26 protein-coding genes are annotated in these 23,274 nt (G+C 44.9%); 1 reads left to right on the top strand and 25 read right to left on the bottom strand.

What is annotated here, in order from left to right:
• Positions 1 to 30 precede the first annotated feature (30 nt).
• Together swrA and OQ477_RS14065 are read right to left on the bottom strand one after the other, a co-directional pair.
• Entirely contained in the window at positions 31 to 384 is a 354-nt protein-coding gene (gene swrA, locus OQ477_RS14070) for a swarming motility protein SwrAA (protein WP_014305920.1), read from the bottom strand.
• 372 nt (positions 385 to 756) lie between these two features.
• Entirely contained in the window at positions 757 to 2,115 is a 1,359-nt protein-coding gene (locus tag OQ477_RS14065) for a S41 family peptidase (RefSeq protein WP_416346534.1), read from the bottom strand.
• Between the two features lie 209 nt (positions 2,116 to 2,324).
• On the opposite strand from OQ477_RS14065, the gene OQ477_RS14060 reads away from it, so the two are divergent.
• A complete protein-coding gene (locus tag OQ477_RS14060) occupies positions 2,325 to 3,731 on the top strand; it encodes a right-handed parallel beta-helix repeat-containing protein (RefSeq protein WP_265972828.1) in 1,407 nt (468 codons plus the stop codon).
• 46 nt (positions 3,732 to 3,777) lie between these two features.
• On the opposite strand, the gene ftsX is transcribed toward OQ477_RS14060, so the two are convergent.
• From ftsX to OQ477_RS13945, 23 genes are all read right to left on the bottom strand, one after another.
• Positions 3,778 to 4,668 (bottom strand): permease-like cell division protein FtsX, encoded by an 891-nt coding sequence (gene ftsX / locus OQ477_RS14055; protein WP_007407464.1) that lies wholly within the window; start codon positions 4,666 to 4,668, stop codon positions 3,778 to 3,780.
• Positions 4,661 to 5,347 (bottom strand): cell division ATP-binding protein FtsE, encoded by a 687-nt coding sequence (ftsE, locus tag OQ477_RS14050; protein ID WP_265972827.1) that lies wholly within the window; start codon positions 5,345 to 5,347, stop codon positions 4,661 to 4,663. The genes ftsX and ftsE overlap by 8 nt, the downstream gene beginning before the upstream one ends.
• Positions 5,348 to 5,565: 218 nt before the next feature.
• The gene (gene cccB, locus OQ477_RS14045) at positions 5,566 to 5,907 is read right to left on the bottom strand and encodes a cytochrome c551 (protein WP_007614074.1); all 342 of its coding nucleotides are present in this window, start codon (positions 5,905 to 5,907) and stop codon (positions 5,566 to 5,568) included.
• A gap of 35 nt (positions 5,908 to 5,942) precedes the next feature.
• On the bottom strand, positions 5,943 to 6,791 hold the full coding sequence (locus OQ477_RS14040; RefSeq protein WP_007614078.1) for a YitT family protein: 849 nt from the start codon (positions 6,789 to 6,791) through the stop codon (positions 5,943 to 5,945).
• 169 nt (positions 6,792 to 6,960) lie between these two features.
• Positions 6,961 to 8,062 (bottom strand): peptide chain release factor 2 gene (gene prfB / locus OQ477_RS14035; protein WP_096034905.1). Its coding sequence is split into 2 segments (ribosomal slippage): positions 6,961 to 7,989 and positions 7,991 to 8,062, totalling 1,101 coding nucleotides; the frame shifts between segments, so codons are not numbered across the junction.
• Positions 8,063 to 8,136: 74 nt separating this feature from the next.
• Complete coding sequence (gene secA / locus OQ477_RS14030) at positions 8,137 to 10,662, bottom strand: preprotein translocase subunit SecA (RefSeq protein WP_088461735.1); 2,526 nt, start codon at positions 10,660 to 10,662, stop codon at positions 8,137 to 8,139.
• Positions 10,663 to 10,828: 166 nt separating this feature from the next.
• On the bottom strand, positions 10,829 to 11,395 hold the full coding sequence (hpf, locus tag OQ477_RS14025; protein WP_007407470.1) for a ribosome hibernation-promoting factor, HPF/YfiA family: 567 nt from the start codon (positions 11,393 to 11,395) through the stop codon (positions 10,829 to 10,831).
• Between the two features lie 194 nt (positions 11,396 to 11,589).
• Complete coding sequence (locus OQ477_RS14020) at positions 11,590 to 11,967, bottom strand: hypothetical protein (protein ID WP_038460031.1); 378 nt, start codon at positions 11,965 to 11,967, stop codon at positions 11,590 to 11,592.
• A gap of 9 nt (positions 11,968 to 11,976) precedes the next feature.
• The gene (gene fliT / locus OQ477_RS14015; RefSeq protein WP_007407472.1) at positions 11,977 to 12,321 is read right to left on the bottom strand and encodes a flagella biosynthesis regulatory protein FliT; all 345 of its coding nucleotides are present in this window, start codon (positions 12,319 to 12,321) and stop codon (positions 11,977 to 11,979) included.
• A complete protein-coding gene (fliS, locus tag OQ477_RS14010; RefSeq protein ID WP_052827910.1) occupies positions 12,321 to 12,722 on the bottom strand; it encodes a flagellar export chaperone FliS in 402 nt (133 codons plus the stop codon). The genes fliT and fliS overlap by 1 nt, the downstream gene beginning before the upstream one ends.
• Before the next feature lie 19 nt (positions 12,723 to 12,741).
• Complete coding sequence (locus OQ477_RS14005) at positions 12,742 to 14,262, bottom strand: flagellar hook-associated protein 2 (protein ID WP_265972820.1); 1,521 nt, start codon at positions 14,260 to 14,262, stop codon at positions 12,742 to 12,744.
• Between the two features lie 249 nt (positions 14,263 to 14,511).
• Positions 14,512 to 15,510 carry a flagellin gene (locus tag OQ477_RS14000; protein ID WP_265972818.1) on the bottom strand — a complete coding sequence of 333 codons (999 nt, stop codon included), beginning with the start codon at positions 15,508 to 15,510 and terminating at the stop codon, positions 14,512 to 14,514.
• A 143-nt stretch (positions 15,511 to 15,653) separates the two neighbouring features.
• Positions 15,654 to 15,878: a carbon storage regulator CsrA gene (csrA, locus tag OQ477_RS13995; protein ID WP_003151402.1), complete on the bottom strand. Its 225-nt coding sequence runs from the start codon at positions 15,876 to 15,878 to the stop codon at positions 15,654 to 15,656.
• The gene (gene fliW / locus OQ477_RS13990; RefSeq protein ID WP_007407475.1) at positions 15,872 to 16,303 is read right to left on the bottom strand and encodes a flagellar assembly protein FliW; all 432 of its coding nucleotides are present in this window, start codon (positions 16,301 to 16,303) and stop codon (positions 15,872 to 15,874) included. Before fliW ends, csrA begins: the two co-directional genes overlap by 7 nt.
• A gap of 29 nt (positions 16,304 to 16,332) precedes the next feature.
• Positions 16,333 to 16,902: a DUF6470 family protein gene (locus tag OQ477_RS13985; RefSeq protein ID WP_007407476.1), complete on the bottom strand. Its 570-nt coding sequence runs from the start codon at positions 16,900 to 16,902 to the stop codon at positions 16,333 to 16,335.
• A gap of 90 nt (positions 16,903 to 16,992) precedes the next feature.
• Complete coding sequence (gene flgL, locus OQ477_RS13980) at positions 16,993 to 17,910, bottom strand: flagellar hook-associated protein FlgL (RefSeq protein ID WP_003151396.1); 918 nt, start codon at positions 17,908 to 17,910, stop codon at positions 16,993 to 16,995.
• Positions 17,911 to 17,921: 11 nt separating this feature from the next.
• Positions 17,922 to 19,439: a flagellar hook-associated protein FlgK gene (flgK, locus tag OQ477_RS13975; protein WP_265972815.1), complete on the bottom strand. Its 1,518-nt coding sequence runs from the start codon at positions 19,437 to 19,439 to the stop codon at positions 17,922 to 17,924.
• Between the two features lie 15 nt (positions 19,440 to 19,454).
• Positions 19,455 to 19,937, bottom strand: coding sequence for a flagellar protein FlgN (locus tag OQ477_RS13970; protein WP_003151394.1), 483 nt, complete (start codon positions 19,935 to 19,937; stop codon positions 19,455 to 19,457).
• A 14-nt stretch (positions 19,938 to 19,951) separates the two neighbouring features.
• Positions 19,952 to 20,218 carry a flagellar biosynthesis anti-sigma factor FlgM gene (flgM, locus tag OQ477_RS13965; protein WP_265972814.1) on the bottom strand — a complete coding sequence of 89 codons (267 nt, stop codon included), beginning with the start codon at positions 20,216 to 20,218 and terminating at the stop codon, positions 19,952 to 19,954.
• 69 nt (positions 20,219 to 20,287) lie between these two features.
• Positions 20,288 to 20,707: a TIGR03826 family flagellar region protein gene (locus OQ477_RS13960; protein ID WP_012118571.1), complete on the bottom strand. Its 420-nt coding sequence runs from the start codon at positions 20,705 to 20,707 to the stop codon at positions 20,288 to 20,290.
• Between the two features lie 73 nt (positions 20,708 to 20,780).
• Positions 20,781 to 21,470, bottom strand: coding sequence for a phosphoribosyltransferase family protein (locus OQ477_RS13955; RefSeq protein WP_198161198.1), 690 nt, complete (start codon positions 21,468 to 21,470; stop codon positions 20,781 to 20,783).
• Positions 21,471 to 21,475: 5 nt separating this feature from the next.
• Positions 21,476 to 21,760: a late competence development ComFB family protein gene (locus OQ477_RS13950; protein WP_003151389.1), complete on the bottom strand. Its 285-nt coding sequence runs from the start codon at positions 21,758 to 21,760 to the stop codon at positions 21,476 to 21,478.
• A 57-nt stretch (positions 21,761 to 21,817) separates the two neighbouring features.
• Complete coding sequence (locus OQ477_RS13945) at positions 21,818 to 23,203, bottom strand: DEAD/DEAH box helicase (RefSeq protein WP_265972812.1); 1,386 nt, start codon at positions 23,201 to 23,203, stop codon at positions 21,818 to 21,820.
• Positions 23,204 to 23,274: the final 71 nt, after the last annotated feature.

The following is a 23,274-nucleotide window of genomic DNA, read 5'->3' as shown; positions in this document are numbered from 1 at the left end:
AATAATCATTGGCTTGAATATCTCAAACGTCTATCTCTCTTCCGTCATCCACAATGTTACATTTGAGAGAGAGAAATCTTTCAGATAGTGGTCAACCTCCACCTCGATCACGCCGCTGATCAGGAGCATGGACCGCTTAATATCCGTCAGATTGATTCCTAAACGTTTATGGTTTTTCATTAAGTAAGTGAAATAATGCTTCGCACACTCTTCATTGATTTCGTGAACGCATTCAACATTTGTGTAATTGACCAGGTATCTGCTGAACAGCATAAGAAGACTTAGTGCTTTTGTTGATGAAAATGTGACGTCTTTTGTTCTGTCTTTTAGTTGTTCCACTAATTCATAATATTTCTTTTCACGCACAATACTTGCCCTCTTCAATTGTGAACCCCCATTTTTTTATCCAGATAAGCACGGGTGATTACAGCTGCCGTGCTGAAGCGCCGCAAACACTTCTGCTTTCGATACTGAAATGCAGCTGCCAAACTAAAACTGTTCTCTATTAGAACCTTCTTTTATTGTAAGAACTAAAACTGACTGAGGCAACTTTCAAAAGTTTCATTTTGAATACATATTAACTCGGCATAAAGTCTCTCTTCTCTATAAATATCGGGTAATGTTTGTCCTTTATAAATGTTTAAATGTGAAAATTTTTTTAATATCTTGTCAAAACCGACATAATTATATGTCTTTTAGTTCATTTTTAGAGTGCGACAAAAGAAACAGGAGACGTAAAAAACGCCTCCTTTTCATTTATTTTACAAATAATGATTTTAACGCCATTTGCAGCTGTAAATCATTTTTTTCGTCAGATTTCTTTTCATTCATCAGCTGATTCATTTTTTCCGCTGTCTTTTTATCAATGACCGCTGTTTTATCAAGCTTGTACCGGTCTTGAAACGCCAGAACGGCTTTTTTCATTGTTTTGCTGAAATAGCCGTCTGCTCTGCCCGGGTCGAAGCCTAGGCCTTTCAGCAGGATTTGAGCGTGCTTGACATCCGCGCTGTTCATATCAGGCTGAAGCGGCTGTTTCAGCTGAAGCGGTCCCGCCGCAAAATAATCCGGCTGGCTCACGGCGATTGTCGGAGCAATACCTTTTTTGTGAATCCAATTGCCTTTCGGTGTCAGCCATTTATAAAGCGTCAATTTAATGTTGCTCCCGTCTCCCATAGGCACGGCCTGCTGAACCGTTCCTTTACCGAAAGAAGTGTCACCGACAACGTCATAATGTCCCGCTTCTTTTAACGCACCCGCAAGAATTTCTGAAGCGGAGGCGCTTCCTTTATCCGTGATGACATTGACGGGATACGGCTTCTTATGTTTTAAGGTTGAGAAATATTGTTTTTTATCGCCGTTACGCTCCGCAATTTGGATATACGGCATGTCTTTTGTGATGAAATGCTTTAAAATTTGTTCGACGCTTTGAAGGTAGCCGCCGGGATTCCCTCTTACATCAAGGACGAGACCGTCAATCCCTTGTTTTTCAAGCTTTTTCAGCGCCGCGGCGAAGTCCTGGGCGGTATGCTCGGAAAATGTCGATATTCCGATGTAGCCGACATGATGACCGCCTGATTCTTTGCGGGAAGCAAATACGGTTTCAAGCGGGATTTCCGCTCTTTTAATCCGGAATGACAGCTGTTTATCAGTACCCGGACGCTGTATTTTAATAGAAACCTTCGATCCTTTTTTTCCTCTGATTTTCAGCACGGCTTCGTTTAAACCTTTCCCGTTCATTGACTCACCGTTTATGCTGATGATTTCATCATTCGGCTTGAGTCCCGCTTTTTCCGCCGGAGATTGCTTAAACGGTGATACGATAATGATTTTACTGTCCTCCATACCGACTTCAGCGCCGATCCCTTCGAAAGAAGAATCAAGAGAATCGGAAAACTGCTTAGCGGTCTGCTTGTCCATATAAACGGAATAAGGGTCGTTTAATGTAGACAGCATCCCCTGAATCGCTCCTTCAAGAAGCTTTTCTTTATCTACATTTTCCACGTATTCGTTCGAGATCAGCTCATATGCTTTTTCGATTTTTTCCATTGCCCGGCTTCTTTCTGCGTCTGTTGAATTCGGCTGTGCCGCCCCGGCAATATGAGCTCCGCCGCACATGATGCTGACGGCCGCTATCACTGCGATCATTTTCTGCTTCATCGTTTACCTCCTCTTAGTCCTTTTACGAAAACCTGGAGATAGTATGTGTAAATTGCAAAGAATTCATGTAACGGCAACAAAAAAATGAAAACGCGAGATTGTTACATATATATGGGTAACGTATAATATTTTGTATGCAATTCATTAAATATACAGGAGAATGGGATATGAAAATAAAATTATCGATTTTATCCGCGGCGATTCTGGCCGCAGGCATTACCGCCTTTGTCTGGCAAAAAACAGAGGCCAATGAAAAAATGCAGACGGACGCCTTGTATGTTTCTCCCGCAGGCAGCGACCAAAATGAAGGAACGAAAGAAAAGCCGTTCCGCACATTAAAACATGCGGCTGAAAAGGCAGAGGCCGGGACAACCGTATTGATTCGGGAAGGGACGTACGATGAAACGTTTGAAGTAAAGCACAGCGGCACGGCCGAAAAGCCGATTACATTTCGGAACTATCAGAATGAGCATGTCGCCATCAGCGGCAAATCTGCGCCAAAAAGCGATTCTGAAACTCCGTTAATTCAAATCCGCAATAAACAGTACATTACCATTCACGGCGTTACGCTTGAGAATCTCTCCGTATCATCAGAAGATGCGACGGCCATGGGGATCTGCGTCACCGGATCAAGCAGTCATATCAACATTGACGGCAACCATATCCGAAACATTAAAACCACGGCTGATGAGGGAAATGCACACGGCATTGCGTTTTACGGCACAGGCGCCATGAAGGATGTCAGCATCACAAATAATACGGTTGAAAAACTGACGCTCGGCGCAAGCGAAGCGGTCGTGCTGAACGGGAATGTTGACGGATTTAAGATTGCCGGCAATACCATCCGGGACAATAACAATATCGGGATTGACGTGATCGGATACGAAGGAACGTCCAAGCAAAACGACTATGCACGAAACGGCGTCATTGAAAACAATACGGTGAGCCATAACTCTTCTTACGGAAATCCCGCTTACGGAAATGAATATTCAGCGGGCGGTATTTACGTTGACGGCGCAGAACATGTGGACATTAAGAATAACACCGTTTACAACAATGACCTCGGCATTGAAGCCACTTCCGAACATAAAGGGAAATACGCACGAGATATCCGGATTACGGATAACAAGGTGTACGGCAATGCTTACACCGGTATTTCAATCGGAGGCTATGACACGAAACGCGGCGGCACCATCAATTCGGTGATCGCTCATAACATTATGTATCGAAATGACACGAAGGACCTTGACGGCGGCCAGCTGCTGCTGCAGTACGGCACAAAAGGGAACACGATCGAAAAAAACATCATGACGGCAAGCGGTTCACGGATTTTTATCGCAAATGATTATACGAAAAACGAAGGCAATACCGTTAATCATAACGTCTATCACAAAGAAGCGGGAAAAGACGGCATTTGGAATTGGAAGAACAGAGAATATGATTCATTCACAGCGTACCAAAAAGGAACGGCAAACGATTCGGATTCCATTTATGCGGACCCGATGTACCGTGACGAATCGTCTTATGACTTTACATTAAAACCCGAATCACCGGCCCTGCCTGTCATTCAGTAACGAAACCATTAAAAAAAGCCAGTCTATATCAGACTGGCTTTTGTATTTATACACGAAGGAATTTCCGGATGGAAGTCAGACTTCCCCATACTCCGATAACCGCGCCGATCAGAATGAGCACAAGTGATACTTGGAACACAAACGGACTGTACGGCAGAAGTGAAACAAATGAGCCCTGAACTTTCGGGGCCACCCAAGCGACCATCGACTGGTACGTACTCAGCACGAGAGCGATCGGTATGATAGAACCGAAAACCCCCAGCAGCAGCCCTTCCAGGAAGAACGGCCAGCGGATAAACCAGTTTGTCGCGCCGACAAGCTTCATGATTTCAATCTCTTTTCTTCTGGCGAAAATCGTGATTTTAATCGTATTTGAAATTAAGAACATCGCCGTGAACAGAAGGCCGATGATTAACGCAATCCCGATGTTGCGTGACACCCCGACGATCTTAAACAGACGGCTGACTTCTTCTTTCCCGTATGTCACTTTATACACATGATCCAGCTTCTCAATTTTTTTCGCGACTTTCGGCGTATCATGCGGATCTGTCGTTTTGACGATAAACGCGTTGTTCAGCGGGTTTTCCTGATCTTGCATTTTCATGGCCTTTCCGCTGTCGCCGAAGCTTTTGACCAATTGATCAAGCTCTTTATCTTTAGATGAAAACTCTACGCTCTGGATTCCCGAGATGTCTTTAATCTCATTCTGCAGCGTATCCTGCGTTTTCTTATTAGACGTCAGATCGATTAATACTTTAATTTCCACTTCTTTTTCAGCATTTTTAGCCATGTTGTTTAAATTCAGCATAATGACTAAAAACACGCCGACCAAAATCAATGTAACGGTAACGGCACTGATGGATGCAAATGTCATCCATGTGTTTCTTCCGAGAGATTTAAAACTCTCACGCAAATGGCGCCCGAGAATTTTAATCATAAGAACCATACTCCCCTCTTGACTCATCACGCACAATAATTCCGTCTTCGATCGCGATGACCCGTTTCTTCATGGTGTTTACTATTTCTTTATTGTGTGTCGCCATCACAACGGTCGTTCCGCGGTTATTAATCTCTTCCAGTGTCTTCATGACTTCCCATGATGTGACCGGGTCAAGGTTGCCCGTCGGTTCGTCAGCTATCACGACGTCAGGATTGTTGACGATGGATCTTGCGATGGAAACACGCTGCTGTTCTCCTCCGGAAAGCTGGTCGGGAAACTGCCGCGCTTTATGCTTCAGCTGCACAAGATCGAGCACTTCGAGCACGCGTTTTTTAATGACTGACTGCTGCTCTCCGATCACCTCAAGCGCAAACGCGACGTTTTCAAATACCGTCAATTTCGGAAGAAGTTTGAAATCTTGGAAAACAACACCTATTTTACGCCGCACGAAAGGAATCTCTTTTTCTTTCACAGACGCGAGATCTTTATGATTAATCAATATTTGTCCTTTTGTCGGCTTTTCTTCTCTGTAAATCATTTTAATAAAAGTAGATTTACCGGCTCCGCTCGGTCCTACGACATATACAAATTCTCCGGGATGAATTATGACTGACAGCCCGTTAATCGCTTTTACACCGTTCGGATAGGATTTATATACTTCTTTCATCTCTATCATGAAATCACCTAATCTTTTATTTATGTCTTGCAGCCATAGAGTTCGCAAACGTACAGCGGTTTATGGCCGATTCGTCAGGAAACAGATGAAAAATCTGAAAGTTCCTTTTCCTCAGTACACTTCATTATACGTCAAATTTAGACATATTACTATTACAGTTTCTTTTCATTCCCAGACCGTGAAAAAACCTTGCCCCTATAACAGGCAAGGTTTTTCTGTTATTTTTTCTGTGACAGCCATTTTGCGATCTCAGCGGCTTCCTTATCATTTACAAGATGGCTCGGCATATTGCCGCGTCCGTTTTTAATGATGCTTTCAATTTTAGCTTCATCATACTTCCCGCCGACTTCCTGTAAATTCGGACCTCCGCCGCCTTCTAAGTCTTTTCCGTGGCAGCCGATACAGCTTTGCTGATAAAGCTCTTCTCCTGCTGACGCAGATGCTTTTGACCCGCCTGAGCTGTCAGAGCTTTCTTTTTTCGATTCATTGGAACCGCCGCATGCCGCCAGCAGGACGGACATGGTCAGAACCAGCGCAAGCAGCGCCCATTTTGATTTCATATGTAAGATGCACCCCTTCGCTATTATAACCCCGTTTACGCGCGTTTGAAACCCTCGCCGAGCACCTCGCTTGCGTCTGCGACAATGACAAAGGCTGACTCATCAATCTGTTTGACGATTTGTTTCAGTTTTGTGAATTCGGTCTGGCCGACGACACACATTAAGATCGGCCGGTCATGTTCCGTATACCCGCCGACTGCGGAAATCTTCGTCACACCCCTGTCGATTTCTTTAAACACAGCCGACCTGACGGCTTCTTCATGCTGCGTAATGATTAAAGCCATTTTGGAGCGGTTGAACCCGACCTGCACGACATCAATCGTTTTGCTTGAAATAAATACCCCGAGCATCGCATACAATCCCTGCTCCACTCCGAATACGAGCATCGCGCTCAGCACAATTAATCCGTCCATGATGGCAAGGCACGTTCCCAGCGACAGCCCCGTGTATTTGTGAATGATCTGCCCCGCCAGAGCCGTTCCCCCCGTGGAGCCTTTGCCGAGATACACGATGCCGATTCCCGTTCCGATCCCGACGCCTCCGAAAATCGCCGCCAGCAGTTCATGGGTCGTCGCGGCAGGCAGATCTCTTGTTAAATAGACGGCGAGCGGCAGAACGATGGAACCGACCAGTGTCTTCATTCCGAACTTCCCGCCGAGAATGATCACTCCGGCGATAAACAAAGGGATGTTAATAATCCACTGCACGTAAGCCGGTTCAAAACCAAACGTTTCTAAAATGGTGCTGATCCCGCTTACTCCCCCCGCTGCTATACGGTTCGGCAGCAAAAATACGTTAAACACGACCCCCGTAATCGCCGCGCCGATCATGATGTATATATAATCTTTGATCAGACGGAGCGGCTTATTGTGATTCACATCCATGCAAAATCCTCCGTTCTCCGATTTTCTCTCGATAGCATTTTAAGTCTTCCCGGCTTAGAAGTAAATAACAGCCAAATACCGTATTAATTTGCTAAAGCGCTGTTGTGAAAAATGGAGAAAGAGAACGGATAAAAAAACACACCTTGCCACAGGCAGGTGTGTTCCCGGATTACGACAGTTTAGAACGTAAATAGGCGTCAATGAAGATATCGATATCTCCGTCCATAACCGCCTGCACGTTCCCCATTTCGGTATTGGTACGGTGATCTTTCACCATGGAGTACGGATGGAAGACGTACGAGCGAATTTGGCTGCCCCAGCCGATTTCTTTCTGTTCGCCGCGGATTTCGTCAAGCTCCGCCTGCTGTTCTTCAATTCTGCGCTGATACAGCTTCGCTTTGAGCATTTTCATCGCCCGGTCGCGGTTTTTGATTTGTGAACGTTCCGTCTGGCACGTGACGACTACATTTGTCGGCAGGTGGGTGATCCGAACGGCTGAATCAGTCGTATTGACGTGCTGTCCGCCGGCACCGCTCGCCCGGTACGTATCAACTTTAATATCTTCGGTACGAATATCAATGTCGATTTCTTCATTGAATTCAGGCATGACTTCACATGACACGAATGACGTGTGGCGGCGGCCTGATGAATCAAACGGAGAAATCCGCACAAGACGGTGTACGCCTTTTTCCGCTTTTAAATAGCCGTATGCATTGTGGCCTTTAATAAGCAGTGTGACAGACTTAATTCCTGCTTCATCTCCCGGGAGATAATCAAGCGTTTCAACTTTGAAACCGCGTCTTTCCGCCCAGCGGGTATACATTCTGAGCAGCATGGAACCCCAGTCCTGAGATTCCGTACCGCCGGCTCCCGGATGAAGTTCTAAAATCGCGTTGTTTTTGTCATATGGTTCACTGAGCAGCAGCTGAAGCTCAAATTCATTCAATTCCTTCGTTAATGACTTCAGCTCTTTCTCAAGCTCTTGCTGAAGGTCCTGGTCAGGTTCTTCTTTTAAAAGATCATGTGTCATTTGCAGCTCTTCGTGAGACTCGCTCAGCTGATGATAGGAGTTCACGTATTCTTTCAGACCGTTCGCTTCGTTGATGACGGTTTGGGCCTTCTGCTGGTCATTCCAGAATTCCGGTTCCGCCATCTTTTCATCTAATTCTGCAATGCGGGCTTCCTTTGATTCGAGGTCAAAGAGACCCCCTGAAGTCCGCTAAACGAGAAGCCATATTTTCGAGCTCTGCCCTGATTTCTGATAATTCCATTCCATTCACCTCATTAAAAGATCCGGGGCGCCATAAGACGCAGACCCGGTCATGTTCGCTTCATACAGTCGAGACTATTCTGTCCGGCCGCAGCAATTTTTATATTTTTTTCCGCTTCCGCAATGGCAAGGCGCGTTGCGTCCGATATCCACAACTTTTCGCACCGGCGCTTTTTTCGCTTGTTTGGCCTCATCGCCGTCCTGCGGCTGATGAGCCGTCGTTTGGCCCTGAACAACTTCTTCGCGTTCCAGATTGCTTTCAATCTCGGCCTTCATGACGAATTTCGCAACTTCGTCCTCAATGGACTCAATCATGTGCTCAAACATTGCGAAACCTTCCATCTGATATTCACGCAGCGGATTTGTCTGCGCATAAGCGCGGAGGTGAATCCCTTGACGCAGCTGATCCATCGCATCAATATGATCCATCCATTTTGAATCAACGGCACGCAATACGATGACTTTTTCAAATTCACGCATCTGCTCTTCGCCGAAATTCTCTTCTTTGTCATTATATTTCGTCATGATGCGGTCCATGATCATCTCATGCATTTCGTCCGGTTCTTTTCCGAAGATATCGCTCTTTTCAAGCGCGCCTTCATCAAGATACGTTGTATTCACCAGCTCCACGAGGCCGTCAAGATTCCATTCTTCCGGAAGCTCCTCTTTCGGCGTATAAGCGGCAATCGCACGTTCCAGAGAAGACTTGATCATGCCTTCAACAATGTCACGCAGGTTGTCAGAGTCAATGACTTCAAAACGCTGCTTGTAAATGACTTCGCGCTGCTGACGGAGCACGTCGTCATATTGAAGAAGCTGTTTACGTGAATCAAAGTTGTTTCCTTCGACACGTTTTTGAGATGATTCCACGGCGCGTGACACCATTTTGCTCTGAATCGGCGTGGAGTCATCCATACCGAACCGGTCAAGCATCGCCATCGTCCGTTCAGCTCCGAAACGGCGCATCAATTCATCTTCCATTGAAAGATAAAATTGTGTGATGCCCGGGTCTCCCTGACGTCCTGAACGTCCGCGGAGCTGATTGTCAATCCGGCGGGATTCGTGGCGTTCCGTACCGACGACTGCGAGACCGCCAAGCTCTTTTACGCCTTCGCCGAGTTTAATGTCGGTTCCGCGTCCCGCCATGTTGGTCGCAATCGTGACAGCGCCTTTTTGTCCCGCTTCTTCAATAATCTGAGCTTCACGCTCATGGTTTTTGGCATTCAGCACCTGATGCGGAATCCCTTTGTTTTTCAGAAGTTTAGAAATCAATTCAGACGTTTCAACGGCAACCGTACCGACAAGAACCGGCTGTCCGGTCATGTAGCGCTGGGCGACATCCTCCGCCACCGCCTTGAATTTCCCTTCCATTGAGCGGTAGATCAAGTCCGGACGGTCGTCACGGATGACCGGCTGGTTGGTCGGGATGGATACAACCTGCATGTTATAAATATTACGGAATTCTTCCTCTTCCGTTTTTGCGGTACCGGTCATACCGGCCAGCTTTTCGTACATACGGAAATAGTTTTGGAACGTAATCGTCGCCAATGTCATGCTTTCATTTTGAATCTCCAGGCCTTCTTTCGCCTCAATCGCCTGGTGAAGACCTTCGCTGTAGCGGCGTCCTTTCATCAGACGGCCGGTGAAGGAATCAACGATGACGACCTGGCCGTCCTCAACAACATAATCCACGTCTTTCTGCATCGCCGCATGAGCTTTTAAAGCCTGGTTGATATGGTGGTTCAAGGCCACGTTTTTGACATCAAACAGGTTGTCGATGCCGAACGTTTTTTCAGCCTTCGTCATTCCTTCTTCCGTCAGCTGAACGCCCTTCGTTTTGACGTCATACGTATAATCCTGATCTTGCTTGAGTGTGCGGACAAACGCATTTGCCTGCACGTACAGTTTTGTGGACTTCTGAGCTTGTCCGGAAATAATCAATGGCGTTCTCGCTTCATCGACTAAAATTGAATCGACTTCATCAATAACGGCAAAATGAAGCGGGCGCTGCACCATTTGTTCTTTATAAAGCACCATGTTGTCACGCAAATAATCAAAGCCGAGTTCATTGTTCGTTGAATACGTGATATCGGCTGCGTAAGCTTCGCGTTTTTCGTCTTTTGACATCGAATTCAGGTTCAGGCCGACTGTAAGCCCGAGAAACGCAAAAATTTCTCCCATTTGCTGGGCATCACGGCTCGCCAGATATTCGTTGACCGTTACGACGTGAACGCCTTTTCCTGTCAGCGCATTTAAATACACGGGAAGCGTGGACGTCAGCGTTTTCCCTTCCCCTGTTTTCATTTCGGAGATGTTCCCCTCATGAAGGGCGATGCCCCCCATCAGCTGCACTTTAAACGGGAACATGCCGGTTACGCGGCGGGAAGCTTCACGAACGACGGCAAACGCTTCGACAAGAAGGTCATCCGTCGTTTCTCCTTTTTCAAGCCGCTCTTTAAATTCTGCCGTTTTATGTTTAAGCGCCTCGTCAGAGAGATTTTCATAATCTCCTCTTACGGCATCAATGTCATTTGCTATTTTTTCGTATTTGTTCAGCGCACGTTTGGTCGGATCAAACATTTTATTTAAAATCCCAAGCATCTATAACGCTCCTCTATGTTCACATGCAGATTTTGCATGGAATAAATGATAATTTTCTGTCCATGTATACCTCTCATTATCATAACATACCTTTTGCTATTTCCAAAGAATTTGCAGGTAAAGATAGAGAAAAACCTTCCGCGCGTTCACGGAAGGCTGGATGGGTTTATTCAGTCGGTTCAATTAATCCGTATTTGCCGTCATTTCTGCGGTAAACGACATTTGTGAGATTCGTCTCCGCGTTGGTGAATACGAAGAAATTATGGCCGAGCATATTCATTTGGAGAATCGCTTCTTCATTATCCATCGGTTTTAAATTAAAACGCTTTTGACGGACAATTTCCGGGCTGTCATCTTCAATTTCGTCCTGAACCGCTACGCCCGTATCAGCAGCGCTGCCGTTCTCGAAATAATGTTTCGGAAGACCCTGGTCGCGGAATTTTCGGTTGACTTTTGTTTTGTGCTTTCGGATTTGACGTTCCAGCTTGTTTGTTGCGAGATCAATTGCATTGTACATATCCTCGTTATGCACTTCAGAACGAAGCGCCAGATCAGTCATCGGAATGGTGACTTCAACTTTGGATTCCTTATCATTATAGAATTTTAAGTTGACGTTCACATCGGCATTGACGCTCTGCTCGAAATATCGCTCCAGCTTGCCGATTTTTCTCTCCACATGATCCTTTAACGCAGGTGTAACCTCAATGTTTTCTCCTCTGATATTGTAGTTCATCAAAGAACGCCTCCCTTTATCTAAGGATATGTAACTATTTCTCTTTTACCCCTTCTGATCCCTGCTGAAACGTTAAAATAATGTGTAAATTCGGTGAACGATGACGAATGGTGTCGGTATTATCAGGCAGCTTCCGGCAGGATTATAAGTATATGCGGAAGACGCAGGCAAAAGACCTGCCGCTTGCAGCAGGTCTAGTGAAGAACATACGGTTTGATGCAGTCGTGCGTCTGCTCCATCCATAGCTTATAATGCGGCAGAAAGATGGTTTTTAAAAACTCCTGAAAAGGGGCGGACGGGAAATCATAATCATTTAACATGCTGAAATCCTGAAAGATCTCGTCAAATGAGCGGATCGCCGTCTTCACGCATCGGCACTCAATGATAGACAGCAGAAGCGCATGAGAGGAATCGAGATGAAAAAAAGCCTGAATCAAATCGTTGTAAATCCGCTCGCCCTCCGTCTTAAAAAAATCATCCTGCGTGTCCAACAGGTAGCAAAGCCCCTCATCAATCGTAAAAAGAAGCTGGTAATAGGCTGACACCAAATGGTAATCGTTCAAACTTCTCAAAACACTCACCTATTTGCGTTTGTCGTAATAACGGCCGTCACTTGTCGTTTGATGATACGGATTGAAATACGTATTATGGTAGATTCGTTTTTTCTTAAGCGTTTTTATTTCATTTCGGATACCATCCTGAATCCGTTTCACTTCGCCGGTAATCAGACGGTCCATCGCGGCCACCTGCTGAAGCAGCGTTTTTTCCTCTTCGGAAAAAGGCGGCTTAATGCCCGCAAGCATCTCCTCCCTTTTCTCCGTAAATGCCGTAACGCTGCTGATGAGACCGTCGCTTTCCGGGGCGTCCTTCAGTGCGGCGTACATGTTCTTCGTTTCGTTATACAAAGAAAAGACATTGCTGTTCATCAGGCAAGGCCGCCCGCGCCGTGGCTGTTTTTCCGTTCACTCTGCATGGCCTGCTTCCACGTGTCGCGAAATTCAGTAACGAGCTTTTCCGCTTCATCTAAAAACTCTCCGTTATTCTGCACGTTCGCATCGATCAGCCGGCGGCGGATGTAATCATAAATGGATGACATCTGCTCGGAAATCTCAATCTCCCGATTTAACGTGAGGCTGAGCTCTTGAATGATGTTTTGCGCCTTTACGATATTTTCATTTTTGGCTTCAAGGTTGTTTTGCTTCATCGCCTGCCTTGCCAGCTTAATGAATCGCAGGCAGCCGTTATAAAGCATAAGGGTCAGCTCTTCCGGAGCGGCTGTAAAGACGGATGTCTGCTGATAAGCAGCAAAAGGATTATTTATTGCCATTTTTATAAAACCTCCAAGGTTATGATGTTGAAGATCCTAACATTGACGTGAGATATGAAGATTGGCTGTTCAATTTCTCCAATGCCGTATCCAGTGCGCTGAACTTTTTATAATATCTCGTTTCGATGTCATCCAGCTTCGTTTTCATATTGGAAATATTTGTTTCTATTTCATTCAGGCTTTTTCCGATGGCAAAGCTGGTTGATACCGAGCTTTCCGTACCCGCCTGTTTTGAAATTTGGGTCTGCATTTTGTTTAATGTGTCTTTTAATCTCCGGGCAATCCCCTGTTCCTCCGGGTTTTTGGTTTTCGCTGTATCAGGACTGTCTGCATTAAACAGTTTAGCCACGAGAGCAGGATTCTCGGTAATTTTCTGTTTCAGTTTCGCTTCGTCTTTAATGACAAGCTTTCCTTGATCCGTATAACTATCAGACGTCTCAATTCCGAAATCGGCAAGCTGATATTTTTTCCCGTCAATCGTAACCGTTGAGTACAGATCAAGCCGCATCTCCGCCAAACCGTTCTGCAGCGTGCTGTCGCTCCGTAATAAACCGCTTTTGGCTTTTGCCTCCCACTGCTCAATCTGCTTATCGGTCATCGCTTCTCTTTGTTCATCGGTTAGCGGCTTATAATCGCGGTATTTTGATTCTGTTACCTTCTCGTTTGCACTTTTAATTAACGTATTGTATTTATCAACGAAATCTTTAATGTTGTTAAAAATGCCGTCCGTATCAGTCGTGCTGTTAATCGTAACCGTTTTATTGCTGTCCGTCACGCTGTTCAGCGTGTATTTGATGCCGTTGATCGTAAAGTTATTTGACGTTTTTGTCATTTCAAGCCCGTTGAACGTAAACTTCGCGTTTTTCCCTTCGGCATTGGCCGTCAGTTCATTTGTCGCATCATCAACTGCAAAACCGAGCTGATCTTTCAGAAAGCTTTTGGTTGCGTCATCACCTGCGGCAAGGGTAAACCCTTCCCCCGTTTTATTGGAAGTGAACGCGATCGTATCCACATAATCCGAGCCGTTGGAGATTTTCTCTTTTAAAGCCGTCACTCCGAGACCCGAGCTGTTCAGTTTGGAAATGACATCGTCAATCGTATCGGTTGCGGCGATCGTGACGTTTACCTCAGTCGGCTTCGTTTCACCCGGATTTGTGACATTGAATTTCAATGTTTGGCTTTGACCCGAAGTGAAATTGATGACCCCTGAGGATTTATAAGTCGTCGGCGTAGCCAGCTGCTGTACAGACATGCTCGTTGAAATATTCTGTTCAGCACTGACGGCCGCCGCGGTCACACTGGAATCTGAACTTGTTACTGTTTTTTTATTCCAGTTTGTGGACATCAGCATATTATTAAATGTCGTAGAATACATGTCGGCAAGCTGGGTATTCATTTCGCGATATGCATCGCGTTTCCATTCAAGCGTCTGCTTTTGCTGATTTAATTTATTAAGCGGCTGCTTTTCGGCATCCATCATTTTTTTCACCAGAGAATCTACATCAAGACCGGAATTAAGGCCTGTGATTCTTGTGACCATATGTACCCTCTCCTTTTCGGCGTTTAGTCGTATACGGCTCTATGACAACAGTGAGTTTCCGACTGTTTATCATATCACAGCTCCATAAATGTATGATCTTATTCTTATATCGGTCATATTAAAAGGTTTTCAATAATTTAACTGCAAAATATAATGTTTCATTTTGTCAATAGGGTTCTTTGGCATGATGAAGGGGGAAATAGCTGAAGAAATAAAAAAAGACCCTGGAGAACCAGGATCTTTCCGTCATTAACCTTTAAGCAATTGAAGAACTTGCTGAGGCTGTTGGTTAGCTTGCGCAAGCATAGCTTGAGAAGCCTGAGTAAGGATGTTGTTTTTCGTGTACTCCATCATCTCAGAAGCCATGTCTACGTCACGGATACGTGATTCAGCAGAAGTCAGGTTCTCAGAAGAAGTACCAAGGTTGTTGATTGTGTGCTCTAAACGGTTTTGAACCGCACCAAGTTTAGCGCGCTCGCTAGATACTGTGTCGATAGCTGTTTTGATTGTTGTAAGAGCTGAAGACGCAGCTTTAGCTGAAGATGAGATGTCGATACCTTTTGTTACTTTAGAATCTGCAGCTAATTTTTCAGATGCAACAACTTTACCGTCAGTATCATAATAGCCGGCTGCTTTTGTAACCTTACCATCTGGATCTGTTACTTCATCCGCCCAAGTAGCAGTGCTTCCGTCAGTTGCTGTAAGTGTATTTTGATCATTGGATACTGTATAAGTCGTACCAACTTTCAGGCTTTCAGAGTCCATTTTATTGATAGACAGGCTCATTGTTTGGCCTTCGTTAGCTCCGATTTGGAACGTAAGGTTTTGCGCAGTTCCGTCAAGAAGTTTCTTCGTGTTGAACTCAGTGTCAGTAGAGATTCTTGTTACTTCAGACGCTAATTGGTCCATCTCTTTTTGAAGCTCAGAACGGTCAGAATCAGTGTTTGTATCGTTCGCCGCTTGTGTAGCAAGCTCGCTCATACGCTGAAGAATGCTGTGAGTTTCGTTCAATGCACCCTCAGATGTTTGGATAAGAGAGATTCCGTCTTGAGCGTTTTTAGACGCCATGTCTAAACCGCGGATTTGAGAACGCATTTTTTCAGAGATCGCAAGACCCGCAGCGTCATCACCAGCGCGGTTGATGCGAAGACCTGAAGATAATTTTTCCATGTTTTTTGCAGCAGAGTTTGAACCTGCATTCAGCTGACGGCTAGTGTTAAGAGCCGCGATATTGTGGTTGATTCTCATTTTGTATTTCCTCCCTGAATTGTTTTTCGCACGTCCTTGTGCATTTGCGCAGCGTCATTCCGAAGAAAATTTTTCCTCTCATTGGCTACAATATATATATCGGACGGCCGCTTCCATTGTTTATATTGAAAATAAAAAAATCCTCACTTTTTTTGTGAGGATAAGTTAAGTAATAAATCAGTATTAAAAGATACAGCTCTGTTGTTCTCTTCCAGGATCGACAAGTAGATTTCTTTCCTGTGAATATCTACGTGCTGAGGCGCTTCAATTCCCAGCTTCACTTGTTCTCCTTCGATGGCGATCACCTTTATTTCAATATCCGGCCCGATCTGAATGGACTCATTCACTTTTCTTGAGAGAACTAGCATGATCCTCCTCCTATCAGATGTTTTGTTTCATAGGAAGCATCATGTAAAATGATTTGTTTCGCCTTCATTTCCTTTTTATTGACGATAATCGGCGCTTTTAAATTGGCGGTTGTATTTTCAAAAGGCTCTTCCAGCGTTAAAATCGCCATCACTTCGACGTCCTCTATATCTTCAATATGCAAAAGTTCAAGCGTCGCATGGTCAATGTCAAATTCGTACCCTTTAAAGAAAATAAACGGACTGGCGACAATAAAGGCGATGTGCTCCTGTTTGACAGACTGCAGCGCCAAAAACGGTGAATCCTCCGACAAAGGAAGAACAACAAATTGAGTCTCGTCATTAAATCCCGGCAGGCCGTTTTCAAATGAGATAATCTGCCCTTCATCTATTCTGATTTCTCCGTGATATTTTGTTTTAATTATCATGCTTCACAATCCTTTACCACTTTCATCTTTTATTCTGCGTTGCCATCGTCAACCGAAATCGTCACCTTAGGGTCTTGCATCATATCAATCTGAACTTTCCCCGGCGTATAATTCCATACAGGTTTATTGACGGCTGCTTCAATTGAAGGTTTGCGGGCTTCAATATCAATCGTAAGCTTTGAAGGAATGCAGTCAATGTCGACGAGAAACTGCGCAGGCAGAAAGTCGCTGAATTCGCCGAATGGATCGGGCGGTCTGACATCTGCTGCCTGCCGGGCCATCACATTGCCCGTTTTCTTTTCGATAGCCGCCATTTCCTTCCCTTCCCTGACTGTTTTTGCAATAAACTCGCTGCAGGCTTCCGCACCTTTCTGGGCGGCTTCAGCGTTCAGCTTTTCAAATGATTTGAGATTCAAGTTCTCCCACGCCCTCGTCTGGTCAATCGTCAGTTTGGCCGGCGTACTTTCAATGTTCAGCTCTGCCGGCGGCTGTTCGATTTCCAAGTCAGCGGGCGGCTGTTCCATCTCGATTTCTTCCTTTTGAAAGGTTATACCGATTTTAGCAGGCACACTGTCAATAATCAATCTCGGCATCTGCACAGAGATCCCTCCTGTTTATAGTATTTTAGTAAAAAAAGCGATCTCCCTGGTGTGAGTCGCTTTTTTATATATTGAAGACGGTCAGTTATATTATTTCAGGAAGTCAATCAGTGACGGCTGAATGATATTCGCATTCACTGACAGCGCTGCTCTATGAACCGTCTGTTGAGATAAATAATCAACAATTACATCTTCCATTTCTACATCTTCATTATCCGACAATACTTTTTCAGCGGTTGCCGCTTGTGATTCCAATCTTGTCTGAATGAGTTCCAACCGGTTTGTGCGTGCGCCGATATTGGATTTTTCAGCATTCATTTTGTCAGTAAAACCGTCGATATCTGACAGAATTTGATTTGAATCTGCTTCGGACAGCGTGCCTTTGCTTAAAGAAGCTTCTAGGGAGTTTAGAAATTCAAATACATTATCTCCATTTTGTGCGACGCCTCCGAAAGCTGAGTTTGGATCAGAATTCACTTTCAGCACTGCTCCGTTCGAGATGTTGATGTTAACATCCGAAGCACCGGTATAATTCTCATAATTGTACGTATATGTGCCGTCGGCATTTTCAGTGATCGGCGGGACGTCTGAATTTGTTCCGTTAAACAGATAACGTCCGTTTACCTGAGTATTCGCGACAGAAACGAGCTGCTTTTTCAGCTGGCCGATTTCTGTACCGATTGCTTTCAATTCTGTTTCACCGTTCGAATCACTTTTCGCCTGAACCATCAAGTCCCGGATTTTCCCCATAATATCCGTTTCCGAGTTTACGCTTGATTCCGAGTTTTCCAGCCATGTAAAGCCTTGCGAAACATTCCGCTGATACTGGTTTACCTGCGCAAGCTGAGTACGGTACTGCATTCCCTTCATTGCAACGACCGGATCATCAGAAGCTTTCGTGATTTTTTTCCCCGTAGACACTTGCTGCTGAAGCCGATCGAGCTTGTCATAACTTGAGCCGATAAATCGAAGAGAATTTTTTGCGATCATCCCTTGAGTTACTCTCATTTACTTATCTCCTATCTTCCTCCGGTGCCCATACCGTTAATAATTTTATCGAATATTTCATCCTGCATCGTTATGATCCGCGCAGCCGCATTATAAGCGTGCTGAAACTGAATCATATTTGTCATTTCTTCATCTAAAGATACTGCACTGATTGATTGTCTCCGTTCATCGGCTGAAAGGGTGTTGCTTTCAGAGTTGTTCATAAGATTGGCCGCTTTTTGTGAATTAACGCCCAGCTTTCCGATAAGGGATTCATAAAAGTCATTAATTGTAGTGGTTTCACCGTTAATAGTCAGCTTGCTGTTCTGTACGGCTGCAAGATTTGTCGCGTTTGTGCCGTCACTTTTTTCTCCGTTTAACGACGCTGCGATATTATCAGTAGACGCAAGAATTTTGTCACTGACTTTTATTTTCGCTGCCGCACCTTTTGCAGGCACCGCTTCACCCCCGCTGAAATCAAAAAATGCTGCGCCCTGTTCACCTGTATAGGTCTTCCCTTTTTCATGAACTGCATTAAACGCGTCAGCAAAGGATAGCGCCATATTGTCAAGAGCCGTCAGCATTTCAGGATAAAGACCTTTTTCTTCTCCGTTTGACATATAGCCGTATGATTCAATAAGACCTAAAAGTGAGCCTTTTCCGGTAAATGCATCCGCATTGACCGTACTGCTGCCGACTGACACACTCGACACGAGGCCGCTGTCCTTGTCGTAGTTTATTTTCATTTCTGAAACTGTTTTTGTGTTACCGTCGAGCAGCGTACCGAGAGAATTGTTGTTCCCGTTCAGCAATTCGACGTTAACCGTGCCCTCAGCAGTCGCCAAGGCATGTCCGCCCGACTTATTATATGAAACTTTAATATTTGCCATAGAAGATAATTGATCAATCAATCTGTCTCTTTGGTCATACAAATCATTAGGGAGCATACCGCTCGGCTCAACTGCCGCAATTTGATTGTTAAGGTCATTCAGCTGATTGAGAATGGAATTGGCCTGATCCGCTGTGTTATCCAGGTTCTTTTTAATATCACCCTGAATGTTAGTCAAAGAGGTAGATATATAGTTAAAACTTTCGGCAAGAGATTTCCCCTGCTCCTGCAAAACTGAGCGCGCTCCCGTATTTTCCGGATTCGTCGCCAGGTCCTGAAGGGCATTCCAAAACGAACTGAGCGATCCGTTTAATCCGTTATCGTCAAGCTCTTTCATGACGCCTTCCATTTGCGACAATGAATTGGAACGGGCTGTATAGTACCCTAATTTTGTATTTTCAGTTCTGTACTGATAGTCTAAAAAACTGTCTCTGACGCGCTCAACTGAACCGGCTTTAACTCCTGTTCCGATTTGGCCGGCCGTCAGATCACTGTTTTTTGATACTGCGGGATAAGGGCTCGTCGATTGTAATGTGACGCGCTGCCTCGTATATCCTTCTGTATTTGCATTTGCAACGTTATTTGAAACTGTGCTCAATGCAGTCTGCTGCGCACTCAATGCACGCCTTGCTGTTTCGAGCCCCATAAAAGTCGATGGCATTGAAAATCCTCCGTTCTAAGCTTTTGAATCGAATAATGTCAAACGGCTGACAGGCTTGCGCGCCGCTTGCGGCTCTTTATAATTCATATTCTCTTTTTCACCCGGCATGATCATATCGAATGCCCCCGAGATGAATTGTAAAGCCTGAATCGTGAGCTGTTTGTTCATCTCATTCACTTCTTTCAGACGGTCAAGAAGCGCAGACAAAGAGTGAAATAACCCTTCAAGCTCCTGTTTTTCACTGCCTGAAGTTCTGGAGATGCATGCAGCAATTGTATTGTCCTCACCGCGGCTGAGAAACTGAGAAGTTAACCTGATTCGTTCTTCCTCAGTCTGCCCGATTGCCTGAATATACTTTTGCTCTTTGGTCAATATGTTGGAGAGCTCTTTTGTTTTACCTGCTTTCAGCGCTTCCGTTTTCTCCTCAGACAGCGTGAGCAGATGTTCATGCAGTGCGCAAAGTCGCTTCAGTTGGTCAATAATTGGCTTTGCTGACATTGGCTTTCTCCTTTTTATTGCTTTTTATAGAAATTCACTATGTTTTCAGCGATGCTGTTTGAATCTATTTTATATGTTCCGCTCTCTATATCCGCTTTAACCTGAGCGATTTTTTCCTGACGTGTTTTAGTGACCGCATCTGACGCATTTTGAAGCTCTTTTGCATGAGAAGAAATTTCCACTTTGTCCTTCGGCTTTGCAGCCTCTTTTTGTACGGCTTGCTTTTCGTAATTTTTTTGGTATGGATTAACGGATTGTGTTCCGTACTGATTGATTTTCATAGGATTCCTCTCGCTTTCTGTTCGCAGTCTAATTCTTTTATCGACTGCGTTATCAGTTAGTTTAGGGAATCAGGTGTTTTTGGTATTATAGGCATAGTATGTGTCTTTTGTACTGTTTTTCTCTTCGAATTCAGCGGCTGTTTTTTGGTTCATATGGTCTAATTGCGACTCAATATCTGTCTGACAGGACTTGCAAAATTTCCCCGTCCTGATTGGATTTCCGCACCTTTCGCAAGGATATGCCAAATTTGGAAGCTGGCTGATCTGAATCCTTTTTTGTTTGATAAACTTGAGGATCAGCTCTTCATCCACACCTGTTTCCTCAGTGATCTGCTGCATCGTCGACTGTCTGTTGATCTGCTTTCTCAAAAATTTATAGACGGTTTCAAATGCTTTTTCTTCTTCTTTAATACATGCCTGGCACACGGTCTGCAGGTTCGTTTTAAAAAATAAAGCATTGCATTTTGGACAATTCGCCAATTCACCCATCGTATTAACTCCTATTCCTTCTTTAATCTGCCTTATATTTCTATCAATTATATCGGCAGAAAAAAAGAATGATTTAGCTCCTGATTAAAGTAAAAGAGGAGACCGATGACGCTTTGCCCGCTGTCAGCAGGACTTCGGCGGCTTGGTGAAGTGTGGCGCCCGTCGTATAAATATCATCTATTAAGATGACGTTCATACCTTCGGCGGAGTTTTCGGCTGCTGAAAACTTTTTTTCTGCAGACAGCCTGTCTGTTTTGCTCTTTTTGGATTGTTTTTCGTTGTTCAGTCGGATGAGGGGGGAAATGACGGGCATTCCGAGCAGAGAGGCCAGCAGCTCGGATTGATTGAATCCGCGTTCCGCCAGCCGTTCGCCGCTCAGCGGAATAGGGATGAGAGTATGTGTATTTGATGGATATGCCGCTTTAAAGCCGGCAGCAAAGTCACGTTCAAATGCTTGAATGATTTTCGCATCACCCCTGAATTTAAACCGGGCCAATGAGTCCTTCATCGCATCATTATACAAATATACCGAACGGTTTTGCCGCAGCAAAAAGCGCTTTTCCGTTTTTGATTCCCGGGCCGCACAATCAGCGCATTTTTCATTTGACTCCTGAGGCCTCCCGCATATACTGCATACGGGGCCTTCAATTTTTTCGAATTGGCTGCTGCATATGCTGCATACCTCTTGCTCGGGCGCCAGAGAAAACAGAGATCTCCAAGTCAATGAACTTGAAATTGGTGAGTCACACAATAAACAATTCAGAGATATTACGCTCCTTCCCGAGTTTCACAGAACTCGCTTGGATTAACCGAAACAATCGCCGCTGATTCAGCCAGAATGACAAGCAGCGCCGTATTTTTCTGTTTATCAACTATCTCTGCTTTTGCATAAGCAACTTTCTTTTTATCTGTAACATATGCCGGCTCAGCCCGGTTTAATGAAAGTGCCAGTACATCATTTTTGCATACCCGGCATGTACATTTCATATGAAGCTTAGGCATATGGCGGTCGAGAAGTTCCTTTAATATGATTTCTTTAGAATTGACAAGCATGCTGACAGCTCCTCATAGGAAAGTATGAGTATACTGTATCACGTTTTCTGAAATTAACTAGTCCAACAATTTACTTTTTTGTGCCAATTTGTTCATATGTTCAATATGTTTTTTTGCTTTTTTCATTCCGTTTGTAATTCCGAAATGAAACATGACGACATCACCGCTGAAATGTTTATAATGCCTTCCCGTTCTGCCTGCGATCTGTACGAGCGCGCTCTCAGTAAAGATAGGTGCTTCTGCGCCGAGGACACATGTCTGAACTTTGGGCACGGTAACCCCTCTTTCTAAAATCGTAGTCGTTACCAGCAGGTCAAGCCGGCCGTCTCTGAACCGTTTCACTTTATCCTTTCTGAATGTGTCTTCCGCATGTACGCCTTCTGCCCGTATGTTTAATTTCTGAAAATAATCCGTTGTCTTTTTCAATACGTGTACAGACGGAACGAATAAGAAAACAGGCAGCTCTGATTGAAGTTTTTGGCAAACCCAATCCGTTACAGAGCGCGGCAGTTTTCCTTTCTGAAGCTTCTTCTTCCAATTGCCGCACCACAAAAAACGCGGCTCCGGGAGGGGTTTCCGATGATATCTGGCCGGTATGCGGGCGCTTTTCAGCAAACCGGCTTCAGCCTTCTTTTTTAATGTATCTGAAGGAGTTGCCGTTACATAAACAAGGGCGCTGTTTTTCTTCCTCGCTTTATCAACAGCGAATCTTAATGTCTCATCGGCTGAAAAAGGAAACGCATCTACTTCATCTATTATCACGACATCAAAAATGTCTCGGTAGCGCATCAGCTGGTGAGCTGTTGAAATCATCAGCGGAGTCAAGCGGCCTTTGTCCTCGCTGCCGCCGTACAAAGCAGAAACTTCGACTTTCTCAAATGCTTTTTTCAGTCTCGGCAGCAGTTCAAGTACGACATCTGTACGCGGAGTCGCGACACAGACGCGCAAACCGTGATTCAGCGCAAACTCGATACCCGGAAACAGCATCTCTGTTTTCCCCGATCCGCAAACCGCCCATACTAACAGCTCTTGTCTCTCTTTTATCGCATCTGTAAGCGCGGCGGCCGCCTGCTTCTGTCCGTCTGTCAGTGTTCCTTCCCAAGAAAGCTTTACAGGCTCCCAGCTGTTTTCAGAGGCTTGATTCCAAGAATATAATGATGTCAGTTCATCAGCCCTTCCCATCATGACACAGGCACGGCAATAGGTAATATGCCTTTTGGCAGAGGGCGCCCAAAATGCCGCAAAGCAGGCTTGATCAAACTGGCCGCATCGTTGGCAAATGTAACGGTTTTTCCGGCGGATGATTGACGGCTCGTCCGTTATATATTCTGTTTCTATTAAACGCTGGATGCGATGATCTGAAAACGGTATCTCAGATCTCAATAAATGCCGGCCGTAAAAGAAATCCCGCACCTCTGAAAACTTTGAAGCACCTTCGGACATCTTCCTGCCTCCTTTCTGCACAAAGTATGCCTTGCCGGGAACTTTTTGTCGAATTACGAAAATTAAAAAAT

Origin of the sequence: Bacillus sp. ChL18 (assembly GCF_026241425.1) — a bacterium.
Classification (GTDB): domain Bacteria; phylum Bacillota; class Bacilli; order Bacillales; family Bacillaceae; genus Bacillus; species Bacillus velezensis.
The sequence above is the reverse complement of the archived record's forward strand: the minus strand, read 5'-3'. Positions and strand labels throughout refer to the sequence as shown.